At 62.7% G+C, this 11,361-nt stretch carries 11 protein-coding genes; 4 read left to right on the forward strand and 7 right to left on the reverse strand.

Annotated elements, in window-relative coordinates; translation table 11 throughout:
* The 6 genes from T281_RS17885 to T281_RS13335 all read right to left on the reverse strand — a co-directional run.
* The coding region (locus tag T281_RS17885; protein WP_202901746.1) for a LolA family protein at positions 1–569 on the reverse strand (569 nt) is incomplete at its 3' end.
* Between the two features lie 158 nt (positions 570–727).
* Positions 728–3,421 (reverse strand): FtsK/SpoIIIE family DNA translocase, encoded by a 2,694-nt coding sequence (locus T281_RS13315; protein WP_037239962.1) that lies wholly within the window; start codon positions 3,419–3,421, stop codon positions 728–730.
* Between the two features lie 66 nt (positions 3,422–3,487).
* Positions 3,488–4,681, reverse strand: a complete 1,194-nt coding sequence (locus tag T281_RS13320; RefSeq protein ID WP_037239965.1) for an aminotransferase class I/II-fold pyridoxal phosphate-dependent enzyme — start codon at positions 4,679–4,681, stop codon at positions 3,488–3,490.
* A gap of 316 nt (positions 4,682–4,997) precedes the next feature.
* The gene (locus T281_RS13325; RefSeq protein WP_245269245.1) at positions 4,998–6,476 is read right to left on the reverse strand and encodes an ammonium transporter; all 1,479 of its coding nucleotides are present in this window, start codon (positions 6,474–6,476) and stop codon (positions 4,998–5,000) included.
* 70 nt (positions 6,477–6,546) lie between these two features.
* Positions 6,547–6,885, reverse strand: a complete 339-nt coding sequence (locus tag T281_RS13330; protein ID WP_037239980.1) for a P-II family nitrogen regulator — start codon at positions 6,883–6,885, stop codon at positions 6,547–6,549.
* Between the two features lie 561 nt (positions 6,886–7,446).
* The gene (locus T281_RS13335; protein ID WP_037239971.1) at positions 7,447–8,031 is read right to left on the reverse strand and encodes a YceI family protein; all 585 of its coding nucleotides are present in this window, start codon (positions 8,029–8,031) and stop codon (positions 7,447–7,449) included.
* Positions 8,032–8,241: 210 nt separating this feature from the next.
* Between T281_RS13335 and mutM the strand changes: the two genes are divergently transcribed.
* The 4 genes from mutM (at position 8,242) to T281_RS17900 (ending at position 10,907) form a co-directional block, all read left to right on the forward strand.
* Complete coding sequence (mutM, locus tag T281_RS13340) at positions 8,242–9,126, forward strand: bifunctional DNA-formamidopyrimidine glycosylase/DNA-(apurinic or apyrimidinic site) lyase (protein WP_037239974.1); 885 nt, start codon at positions 8,242–8,244, stop codon at positions 9,124–9,126.
* A 15-nt stretch (positions 9,127–9,141) separates the two neighbouring features.
* Entirely contained in the window at positions 9,142–9,939 is a 798-nt protein-coding gene (locus T281_RS13345) for an enoyl-CoA hydratase (protein WP_037239977.1), read from the forward strand.
* 348 nt (positions 9,940–10,287) lie between these two features.
* Entirely contained in the window at positions 10,288–10,560 is a 273-nt protein-coding gene (locus T281_RS19915; protein ID WP_052037482.1) for a cyclic nucleotide-binding domain-containing protein, read from the forward strand.
* Positions 10,515–10,907, forward strand: coding sequence for a helix-turn-helix domain-containing protein (locus tag T281_RS17900; RefSeq protein ID WP_081796801.1), 393 nt, complete (start codon positions 10,515–10,517; stop codon positions 10,905–10,907). The genes T281_RS19915 and T281_RS17900 overlap by 46 nt, the downstream gene beginning before the upstream one ends.
* 41 nt (positions 10,908–10,948) lie before the next feature.
* Here the strand turns inward: T281_RS17900 and T281_RS13355 are convergent.
* Positions 10,949–11,361 (reverse strand): c-type cytochrome (locus T281_RS13355; RefSeq protein WP_155955248.1); only part of this gene is annotated, 413 nt, incomplete at its 5' end.

Consider the following 11,361-nt stretch of genomic DNA (forward strand, 5'->3'; position numbering starts at 1 on the left):
TAGCGGTCCGAGGTGTTCAGGTCGTGATCCTCGATGGCGAGATATTTGCCGTCCGCGATGATCTTGAGCCTGCTCGGCGAGCCGTAGTCGAACCGCACCTTGCCGCCACGCGCTAGGTAGAACTTGCCGCGCTTCTGCTTGGTGTCGGGGTCCGTCTGAACGAACACGCCCTGAAGAAATGTCATCTTGTTGAAATAGTCGTTGATTTTGGCGACGACTTCGAGGTCGGCTTCCTGAACGGGCGCAGCGGCCGGTTCGGGCGTCACCGGCGGTTGCTGCGCAAGGTCGGTTTGCCAGCCCGGCGCCGATGTGGATGCCGTTCCACCGATGGGGCTTGTCGGTTTGGCCGCCGGGGCCGGGGGCTCGACCGGCAGCGTGTCCACCTGATTTGCTGGCGGAGCCGCCGGAGCCGGTGTGGCGGAAGGAACGGGATAGGTTTTGTGGACTTCCGTCTGACCACCCTGCGCCAAAGCCGCGGTCGCGGTGCTGGCGGCCAGCAGCGCGCCGAGCGCCACCCGCGTCAGCCGCGCCCCTGATCCCATTAAGCTCGAAACGACGCGCTTGCTCATGCTTGGGGTGTCCCTGTGAAAAACTCGGAATTTTGCGCTTATGAATTTGCAAGAAAGCGTCAAATTCGCGGCGAGACGGCAGAGCTGGCCCTATATTCGTCATCGAGCGGGCATGCCGGTGCATAAGTGAAATGCGGCGGCGCGCATCGCCCGCGCCGCTAACTAGCCCTGTTGCGCTCCTCGATCAGGATTTCCCGCCGACCGGTGCGACCCGGCGCTCCGACGATGCCTTCCTGCTCCATCCGCTCGATGAGCGAGGCCGCGCGGTTGTAACCGATGCCAAGGCGGCGCTGGAGATAGCTCGTCGTCGGCTTCCGGTCCTTCAGCACGATATCCACGGCGGATGCATAAAGGTCGCCGCTGTCGCCACCACCACCCTTGCGCGGGGCTTCGTCTTCGGCGTCCGGGTCTTCGAGGATGTCGTCGCGGTAGTTCGGGAAGCCCTGCGCCTTGAGATGCGCCGCCACGTGCTCGACCTCCTCATCCGAGACGAACGGCCCGTGCGCGCGGATGATGCGCCCGCCCGCCGCCATATAGAGCATGTCGCCCGCGCCGAGGAGTTGCTCCGCGCCCTGCTCGCCGATGATGGTGCGGCTGTCGATCTTCGACGTGACCTGAAAGCTTATGCGGCTTGGGAAGTTCGCCTTGATCGTGCCCGTCACCACGTCCACGCTGGGGCGCTGCGTCGCCATGATGAGATGGATGCCCGCCGCACGCGCCATCTGCGACAGGCGCTGAACCGCGAATTCGATGTCCTTGCCTGCCACCATCATCAGGTCGGCCATTTCGTCGATGACGACCACGATGTAGGTCATCGGCACCGGATCGAAGATTTCCTCTTCCTCGATAGGCTCGTCGGTGTCGGGATCGAAGCCGGTCTGAATGACGCGCTTCAACGGTTGCCCGCGAAGCTGCGCCGCCGCGACCTTGGAATTGTAGCTCGTGATGTTGCGCACGCCGAGTTTCGACATCTTCTCGTAGCGCGTGTTCATCTCCTTGACCGTCCATTTCAGCGCGGCGACCGCCTTTTTCGGGTCGGTCACGACGGGCGCGAGCAGATGCGGGATGCCGTCATAAACGGAAAGCTCCAGCATCTTCGGGTCGATCATTATGAAATTGCACTGGCTCGGCGGCAGGCGATAAAGCAACGACAGGATCATCGTGTTGATGCCGACCGACTTGCCGGAGCCGGTCGTGCCCGCGATGAGCAGATGCGGCATGCGGGCGAGATCCACGACGATGGGTTCGCCGCCGATGGACTTGCCGAGCGCGAGCGGCAACGCGGCCTGGCTGTCCTGAAACGCGTTCGACTCGATGATGCCGCGCAGTGAGACCATTTCGCGCTTTGCGTTCGGCAGTTCGATGCCGATGGCGTCGCGGCCGGGGACCACGGCGACGCGGGCCGAGACGGCGCTCATGGATCGCGCGATGTCGTCGGCTAGGCCCACCACGCGCGAGGATTTCGTGCCGCGCGCGGGCTCAAGCTCGAACAGCGTGATGACGGGCCCCGGATAAATGCCCGACATCTTGCCCTTCACGCCGAAGTCTCCCAACACGCCCATCAGCCCGGACGCGCGCTGCATCAGCATGGGATCGTGCGCGCCGGGCCGCTCCGAGGCAACGGGCGGCGGCGACAGCAGCGAGAGCGGCGGCAGCGCGGACGTAAAGTGTTCGAGCACCTCGTCGTCAGTGCGAAGCGCGGGCTCGTCGTTGGCGGCCTTCACGTAGATCAGCGGCTTCTGGCGTTTCACGGCTGCGGCGGCCGCTGTGCCGGTCTCGATGATCTTGTGCGCACCGTTCAGCGCCGTTTCCATGGCCTTGCCCGTGAGGCGGCGGATCGGCGAAACCGGCTCGCTGTCATCGTCGGACATTCCGCTCGCCGTGGCGCCCGCGGAGGAACCCGGCGAGCGGCGCACTCCGAAGAACGGTTCGATGCGCACATCCTCGAAAAGCCCGTCCGGTTCGGCATCGACACGCCGCGTTTCGGAACCGCCGAGCGAAGGCGACGGGCGGCTGCCCCAGTCCGAGAAGGGCGAAGGCTCCACGGCCTTCGGCGCGGGCTTTCTGGGCGATTTCGCCGGGGCGGGCGACGGAGCGGGCGGAGGCGTTTCCTCGCGAACCCGCGCGAGCCAATAGTCGCCGGGATGCGCGAACGCCGCGAGTGCGCCGCCGCCTTGCTGGGAGACGCGCTTCGCCCAAGCCGCCGCCTTGTCGATCAGCGGCTCTTCGTTGGCTTTCGCCTTGGCCTTGCCTTTCGCCGGAGCCTCGCCGCCCAACTGGAACGCCGCGGGGAGAACCTTGGAGTTCAGCCCGCAGGCCCGAAGCAGGCACCACCCGCCAGCGGGCAGCAGGACAAGACCGAAGAGCGGCCACAGGAGCGAAGGTGAAATCGCTGCCGTTGCCTTCGCAACGAGCGCAGCCGCGAAGTCGCCCGCGATGCCGCCGAGGCCCGTATCCAGCACCCACGTTTTCGGCGTCGGAAACATGGCGAAGAAGGCCGGCACGAGCAGCGCCGCCGCTGCCCAGTAGGCGAGGCGCAGGCGCGGACGCGAGGGGATGTGACCGCCCGAGATGCGGAAGCCGAACACCGAGATCGGGAAAACGAGGAAGGGCGAGGCAAGCCCGAACGCCTGCATCATCGCATCTGCGACGCTCGCGCCACGATGGCCGAGCCAATTATGCGGCTGCGATGTGGTGGCATAGCTTGGGCTTGGGTCGCCATAGGACCAGCTTATCAGCGCAAGCCAGATCGCGGCCGCGATCCCGACCAGCGAGAAGCCCAGCACGCGCCACGGCAGACGCCGCAACTCGGCCGCCAGCGCTTTCGGCAGAAACCTTTGCCTCGACTCCATGCGCGCACGCCACCCCACGAAAATACCGGACGACTAACCGGACTCATGGCCGACCGCGCGGCCATCTCACAACAGCATCGACGCGAGGCGATCCACGGCGTCGCGCGTCACGTCGAGCGGGTCCACCAGCGCGAGCCGGACGTAATCGCCCGCCGGATTGAAGCCGCGCTTGTCCGGTTGCGCCAGAAAGGCCCCAGGCAACACTTTGACACCGCATCCTTTCCAAATCGTTTTCGCGGCCTCGACACCTCCACCTAAATGCGAGAGATCGAGCCAGAGAAACATGCCGCCCGCAGGCTCGTAATAATTCGGCAAGCCGCCCAGCTTTTCGTTCGCGGCGGCGAACTTCGCCTGATAGAGCGCGCGGCTTTCGGCGGCGTGCGCGTCGTCGGACCAAAGCGCCACCGATGCATGCTGGATCGGGATCGGCACCTGCGGACAGGCCACATTTCGATATTGCAGATAGTCCTTCAGGAAGCTCGCATCGCCCGCGATGAAGCCCGACCGAAGCCCCGGCGCATTCGAGCGTTTCGACAACGAATTGAAGACGAGGACGCGGTTAAGATCGCCGGTCTGCGCCGCCACCTGAAGCGCGCTTGCGGGCGGCTCGTGCTGGTAAATCTCCGAATAACATTCATCCGAAAAAACGTAGAACTGGTGGCGGCGGGCGAGCGCGATCAGCCGCTCGAAATAGGCGGGGGTGGCCACAACGCCCTGAGGGTTCGCGGGCGATGCGATGTAGAAGGCCGCCGTGCGGTCGAGGAGCCTCGGATCGAGCGCGTCGAGGTCGGGAAGGAAGCCGCTCGCGGCGGTCGCGGGGAGCATGACAGCTTCGCAACCCGCCGTGAGCGCGCCTGCGTAATAGGCCTGATAGAACGGGTTCGGCATCAGGACGGCGGCCCCGCGCGCGTTCTTCTTCGCCGCCGCCAGCGTCATCGCCGAAACGAGACCCTCGCGCGTGCCGCATAGCGGGAGAATGTGCCTGTCCGGCTCGACGACGCCCGACGCCAGCGCGTAGCGGCGCGTGAGCCACGCCGCGATGGCCTGGCGCAGTTCCGCGATCCCGTTGATCGGCGGATATTTTGAAAAGCTCTTCCAGTGTTCGGCGATGATATCTGCCGCGAACGACGGCACGCCATGGCGCGGCTCGCCAATGGTCATGTCGATGGGAGAAGCGCCGGGCTTCAGCCCTTCGATGAGGTCGCGAAGGCGCGGGAAGGGCGACTGGATCGTGGACAGCGAGGTTTCGGTTTCGGACACGGGCGGGCACCGGGTTGCTTCAACGTCAAGCTGCGGAGTCTAGCACCGCGAGACGGAAGGCAAAACCCTGGGGCGATAGAAAAGCCCGGGAGATGGGTTCCCGGGCTTGCCCCGCCGCCACGCCGAGCGCCGGGAGGGAGGCGTTCGGCGCAGCGCGAGTACTTCAAGCAAAGTGGATGCGCGTTCGCTTGAAAACGCCTCGAAGCAGAGAGGAAGCTATTTCGCAATCCGAAGAAAAACGAAAAAGCTCGGCAGGAGACAGCGGGTTGCTGCCTTGAAGAGGAGGTTCGGACGGCGCTTATGCCGTCCGCGCCGATTACATGTTGTACGCGCGTTCGCCATGCTCGGAGATGTCGAGACCTTCGCGCTCTTTCTCCGTGGATACGCGCAGACCGATGATCACCGAGATGATGAGGAACACGATGACGCTGCCAACGATGGTCCAGCCGCCGGTAAGCGCGATGTTCTTGAGCTGGATAAGAACCTGAGCGGCGAGGTCGTATTCGCCGATCGGGCAATTGGCCGTCAGGACGCCGTTGACAATTTCGCACTTGGTGTAGTCGGTCACGCCCGTGCCGCCGTAGATCGGAGCGGCGACGATGCCGGTGCCGATCGCGCCGAGAATGCCGCCGATGGCATGGACGCCGAACACGTCGAGCGTGTCGTCATAACCGAGCGCGCTCTTGACCGCCGTGCAGAAGAAGAAGCACACGGCGCCCGCGACAAGGCCGAGGATCAGCGCCCCGGCGGGACCTGCGAAACCAGCCGCCGGAGTAACGGCCACGAGCCCCGCAACCACGCCGGACGCGAGGCCGAGAAGGCTCGGCTTGCCCTTGAAGAGCCACTCGACCAAGAGCCACGCAAGGCCCGCGCCTGCGGTCGCGATGAAGGTGTTTAGCATCGCAAGCGAAGCCGTGCCGCTTGCTTCGAGTGCCGAACCGGCGTTGAAGCCAAACCAGCCAACCCACAGAAGCGCGGCGCCGACCATCGTCAGCGTGAGCGAATGAGGCGGCATGGGCTCCTTGCCATAACCGATACGACGACCGACGAGCAGCGCACCGATCAGACCCGCAAGGCCCGCGTTGATGTGAACGACAGTGCCGCCGGCGAAGTCGAGAGCGCCCATCTGGAAGCCGAAACCCGAAGCCGCGAGGGCTGCTTCATTGTTCAACGCGAGGTCCGCCGGCCCGGGGTTCGACCACACCATGTGAGCGACCGGGAAGTATACCAGCGTCGGCCAGAGCACGGCAAAAGCGAGAACCGCCGTGAACTTCATACGCTCAGCAAAAGCGCCGATGGCAAGCGCCGTAGTCAGCGTGGCGAAGGTCATCTGGAAGCAGATGAACGTCAGCTCGTGAATTGCGACGCCGGGAGTAAAGGTCGCCGCTGCCGTGGAGACATCGACGCCGGAAAGGAATAGGCGATCGAAGCCGCCGACGAACGGAGCGCTTGCGCCGCTACCAGCGGTGAAGGCGAGACTGTAGCCGTAGATGAACCAAATGATCATCACCACGCACTGGATCGCCAGAACCTGTGTGAGGACCGAGAGCATATTCTTCGTACGCACCATGCCGCCGTAGAACAGCGCTAGCGCGGGCACGGACATCATGAAAACGAGAATGGTGGAGACGAGAACCCATGTATCGTCAGCCTTGCTGATAACGAGTTCCGGAGCTTTCGCGGCCGTCGTCGCGACTGCTGCTGCGGCCTCGGCTACTGCTTCGGGCGCCGCTGCGGCGGCATCCGTTGCCGCGGTCGCGGCCTCCTGGGCGAGCGATGGATCGACGAGAGCCATCGCTCCCAGGGCTGTTGCCCCTAGAAGAGCTAGATTACGCCAGACAGGTGTCATTGATTTTCCCTTCTTACTAAACAGCATCAGCGTCGGTTTCGCCCGTGCGGATGCGCACCGTGTGTTCGATCGTCGACACGAAAATCTTGCCGTCTCCGATCTGCCCCGTTTTCGCCGTCGAAGAAATCGCTTCGATGACTTTATCAAGCTGCTCGTCGGCCACCACGACTTCGATCTTGATCTTCGGAACGAAGTTCACTTCATATTCCGCGCCGCGATAGATTTCGGTATGCCCCTTCTGACGGCCGTAGCCTTTGACTTCGCTGACCGTGAGCCCTTCGACGCCGAGACCGTCGAGGGCTTGACGGACTTCTTCCAGTTTGAATGGCTTGATGATCGCCATCACCAGTTTCATGTTTTGATCCTCCAACAACCTGCCTCGAACACGCGCATATTCTAACGTGTCGGCGCGAAGGAAAAGGGGATCGCGTGGACACGGCTTCCGCAGCGACTTCAAAAGCTGTGCCAAAGGCGAGCTTTCGTCCATGCGACACGGAGCGCAGCGAATCGACCTTAAACTTACCGCTTTGTCGAGGATGGCTTGAAAATTGGGCGCTTATTTCTAAAGCAATCGCAATAAATCGCCTGATATTTAGGCATAATGCTTTGTTCGACGGCACTATTGCGGGGCACCGGCGCGCAGAAAAGCGACACCGGGCGGCTGAACACTCTTTCGTGATTGCGCGAAACTTTCGTGCAAAAGCGCGCCGTCAGCCTGGGGTGCGGCTCGGGTCAGGGCATGGGGCGGAAAGGATCGGGGGCCTTCGTCGGCGAGGCGGACGGGATAATGCGGTGGCGTCCGGGAGCGCGCTCGGACGAGCGCATCATTCATCAACTCGGACGCGGCTTTCTCAAGCTGAAGTTCAACACGTGGGCTGTCGCTCTGACGACGGCGCCCACGTGTTCAGGTTTCGAACTAGATCTTCTTGTTCAATTCCGTCTGGATATCGATCGTCACCTCGTCGGAGACGAACGGCGCGGCCTGTGATACGCCAAAGTCCGTGCGCTTGATCGCCGTGGTGGCGCCGATACCGAGCGTAGGCTTCTTCGACATCGGATGCGCGCCGTCGAAATTAAGCGTGACATCGAGAACGACAGGCTTCGTCACGCCCTTGATCGTCAGGTCGCCTGAAACCTTGCCGCTTTTCTCGCCCGTGCGTTCGAACTTCGTGCTCTTGAAGGTCGCGTCGGGGAAAGCCTTGGCATCGAACAGCTTGTCGCCCTTCATATGATCGTTGAAAACCGGAACCAGCGTCTCGATGCTGTCGGTCTTGAAAGTGATGTTGACCTTGCTGTTCTCCGGCTTGGCCGCGTCGTAAAGCACTTCGCCTTCGTAGGTCTTGAACTGAGCGCATTGGCGGCTGATGCTCAGATGGTTCCAGCAGAAGCGAACTGTCGTATGACCGGGATCGAACGAATAGGCCACAGGCTCAGCGGACGCGATGGTGGTTGCCGCGAAAAATGCGGGAATGGAAGCAATAAGAATTCTGCGCAACGACATGCCGTGTCTCCGTCTGGTTGACCGTATGCGCCAAGCACAACGGCGCTCTAGGGCGAACAGATGGCAACTTATTGGCGAGCCCGTGAATTTATGTATCGATTTTTTCATGTTCGCTGGTCGACCAGAAACACCGTTCCTTGATCGGGGAGACGGGGGCTTTGCTTTCGCGGTGGTGACGCCTATTTATTTCGCGACGGAACGCTGAGGCCCATGCCCGAATTACCCGAAGTCGAAATCATCCGGCGCGGCCTCGCCCCTGCCATGGAAGGCGCGGCGTTTTCCGCCGTCACGCTCAACCGCGCCGACCTTCGCTTTCCGTTTGAGCCGCGTTTCGCCGAACGCCTGCGCGGGCAACGCATCGCGCGCCTCACGCGGCGGGCGAAATACATCGTGGCTGAAGCGGACAGCGGCCTTTGCCTCGCCATGCATCTCGGCATGACGGGCCGCTTCACCATCGAGCACAAGGCGGAGGGCGCGGTGACGCCCGGCTCGTTCTATTACGAGCATGCCGCCAACGCGCTACACGACCACGTTGTTTTCGCGATGAGCAACGGCGAGGTGATCCGCTACAACGACCCTCGCCGTTTCGGTTACATGACGCTGTTCGGGGCAGGCGAGATGGCCGCGCATCCGCTATTTCGCGCGCTCGGGATCGAGCCGTTGTCCGATGCGCTGACGCCGGATTATCTCGCGGCGCGCGCGGCGGGCAAGGCGCAGGCGCTCAAGGCGTTCCTGCTCGACCAGCGCATTATTGCGGGGCTCGGCAACATCTATGTATGCGAGGCGCTGTTTCGCGCTGGCTTGCCGCCGGATGCGGAGGCGGGCGCGCTCGGTGTCGGCAGGCGCGGCAAGGCGGCGGCCGCACGACTCTGCGCCGCGATAAAGGCCGTGCTCGAAGACGCGCTGCTCGCGGGCGGCTCCTCGATCCGCGATTACCGTCACGCCAACGGCGACGGCGGCCATTTCCAGGAGAAGTTCCACGTGTATGGGCGAGGCGGCGAGCCGTGTCATAATGAGTGCGGCTCGCTCATCGTAAGAAAAGCCCAACAAGGGCGCTCGACCTTTTTCTGCCCGCGCTGTCAGGCAAAGATCTGAAAGGAAACACCCGAAATGACTTCCGCATCTTCTCAACCCGCGTCTTTCGAAACGGTGCTCTGCGAGAAAAAGGGCAGGGTCGGCCTCATCACGCTGAACCGGCCCAAGGCGCTGAACGCGCTCAATGCACAGCTCATCGCGGAACTCAATCAGGTGCTCGACGCCTTCGAGGCGGATGCGGACATCGGGGCTATCGTAATCACCGGCTCCGAGAAGGCGTTCGCCGCGGGCGCGGACATCAAGGAGATGAAGGACAAGACCTTCGGCGACGTGATCCTGCAAGACTTCATCGCGCCGTGGGAGCGCATCACGCGCGTCCGCAAGCCGGTGATCGCGGCCGTCTCGGGCTTTGCGCTGGGCGGCGGCTGCGAACTCGCCATGATGGCAGACTTCATCATCGCATCCGACACAGCGAAATTCGGTCAGCCGGAAATCATGCTGGGGGTGATCCCCGGCGCGGGCGGCACGCAGCGGCTCACGCGCGCGGTCGGCAAGGCGAAGGCGATGGACCTCATCCTCACCGGGCGCCACATGGACGCGGCCGAGGCCGAGCGCGCGGGGCTCGTGGCGCGCGTCGTTCCCGCCGCCGATCTCGTCGCGGAGGCGCTGAAAGCCGCCGAGAAGATCGCGAGCTTCTCGCTGCCCTCGGTGATGCTGGCCAAGGAATCGGTCAATCGCGCTTTTGAAACGACACTGTCGGAAGGGGTGCGGTTCGAGCGCCACGCGTTCCACGCGCTGTTCGCGACGGAGGATCAGAAAGAGGGCATGGCAGCCTTCGCCGAGAAGCGGCCTCCGCAATTCAAGCACGCGTAAGGACCAATTCCGGCATTTGCAGCCGTTTGCAGCCGTTTGCAGCACTCGCGTGCAAATGCCGGAATCAAGCGCCGCTAGCAACCATCTGATTCTATAGGAGCTTTTTAAATTTACATCGTGCGAGAGCCTGCGGCCACCGGGACGCAAAATGTAAAATTCTCTGCACTGGTTATTGTGATCGCCATGTATTGGACAGGGACAGCTTCACACGCTACGATAACCATAACGTGAAGGAAGGCATCTCGCTTGAAGATCATGTCCAACCCTGCGGCGGAACGGTCCCACTTCAATGCCAGCCGGTGCGAGGCTTGTTTCATAAGGCATCGCGGGATCTGCCAGGCCTTGTCGATGGAGCAACTCGAACGGCTGAGTTCGATTGCGCGTCGCCGGATCATTCCAGCAAATCACTACATCTTTCGCGACGGCGACGAAGCCATCTCTTTCGCGGCCGTCAATTCCGGTGTGGTGAAGCTGATCAAAACAACGTCGGAAGGCGAGCGCCACGTGATCGGCCTCGTCTATGCGCCGGAATTTCTGGGCCACACCTTCGCTGAAACGCTTCTCGAATCCCGGATATGCAGCGATGGCTGTTCGAGTTCACGGTGCAGGAACTTGACGTGACGCGCGAGTGGACGCTCATGCTTGGGCGCAAATCCTCATACGAACGCGTGGCGAGCCTGCTTCTCATCATCGCGCGGCGCACTCGCAATGCCGGGGCCCAGCCTGTTCACGAAAACTGCGCCGAGTTCGAGCTTCCGCTTACCCGATCCGAGCTGGCGGATTACCTCGGCCTGACGCTCGAAACGGTGAGCCGCAAGGTCAGCCAGTTGAAGCAGCAAGGATTGATCGAGCTTCGTTCGACGCGGGACGTTGTCGTTCCCAACGTCGAACTGCTGGCCGAAGCCGCAAGCATGTATGAGCATCGCGAGTCGGCGAAAGCGGCCAAGGTTGCCGCCTTTCCGGCCTGACGTAATGCCGCGAGCATGGCTGGCCGAATCGCTTCGCGAAGCTACTTCGCCTGGATGCCTTTTACGTACACGCCAAGCTCCGTAACCGCGCGGTTTGCGGGCGCAGGGCCGCATTCATCGGTGAAGATCGACTTCCAGTTCGGCATTCCGCCGTGCGACTTGCCGCTTTCGCCTTTCAGAAGCTTGAAGACGTATTCCGTCGGAAACGCGCCGTTTGAGCGCTCTGCGAGCGTCGTCAGGTCCGGCGGCGTGAGCTTCATTTCCTTCGCGAGGATGCCGCCACCCTTGCCATCGGGCCCGTGACAGAAGGTGCAGTTTTCGGCGAACAACTTCGAGCCGGGAAGCACTTCCATACGCGCGCACGGATCGATGGCGCTGTCCGTCTGCGCCGCGCAAGGCAGGGCGAGCAATGTGAGCGCAAGCACCGCTGCGGCACAGACGGTGTTTCGTGATG

The sequence above is a fragment of the Rhodomicrobium udaipurense JA643 genome, from assembly GCF_000636015.1.
Classification (GTDB): Bacteria; Pseudomonadota; Alphaproteobacteria; order Rhizobiales; family Rhodomicrobiaceae; genus Rhodomicrobium; species Rhodomicrobium udaipurense.

Excerpts from the sequence above, each read along its gene's own strand:
- T281_RS13315 (WP_037239962.1), bottom strand. The coding sequence starts at position 3,421 with ATGGAGTCGAGGCAAAGGTTTCTGCCGAAAGCGCTGGCGGCCGAGTTG.
- T281_RS13325 (WP_245269245.1), bottom strand. The coding sequence starts at position 6,476 with ATGGCTCTCGTCGATCCATCGCTCGCCCAGGAGGCCGCGACCGCGGCA.
- T281_RS13330 (WP_037239980.1), bottom strand. The coding sequence starts at position 6,885 with ATGAAACTGGTGATGGCGATCATCAAGCCATTCAAACTGGAAGAAGTC.
- T281_RS13335 (WP_037239971.1), bottom strand. The coding sequence starts at position 8,031 with ATGTCGTTGCGCAGAATTCTTATTGCTTCCATTCCCGCATTTTTCGCG.
- mutM (WP_037239974.1), top strand. The coding sequence starts at position 8,242 with ATGCCCGAATTACCCGAAGTCGAAATCATCCGGCGCGGCCTCGCCCCT.
- T281_RS13345 (WP_037239977.1), top strand. The coding sequence starts at position 9,142 with ATGACTTCCGCATCTTCTCAACCCGCGTCTTTCGAAACGGTGCTCTGC.
- T281_RS19915 (WP_052037482.1), top strand. The coding sequence starts at position 10,288 with ATGGAGCAACTCGAACGGCTGAGTTCGATTGCGCGTCGCCGGATCATT.
- T281_RS17900 (WP_081796801.1), top strand. The coding sequence starts at position 10,515 with ATGCAGCGATGGCTGTTCGAGTTCACGGTGCAGGAACTTGACGTGACG.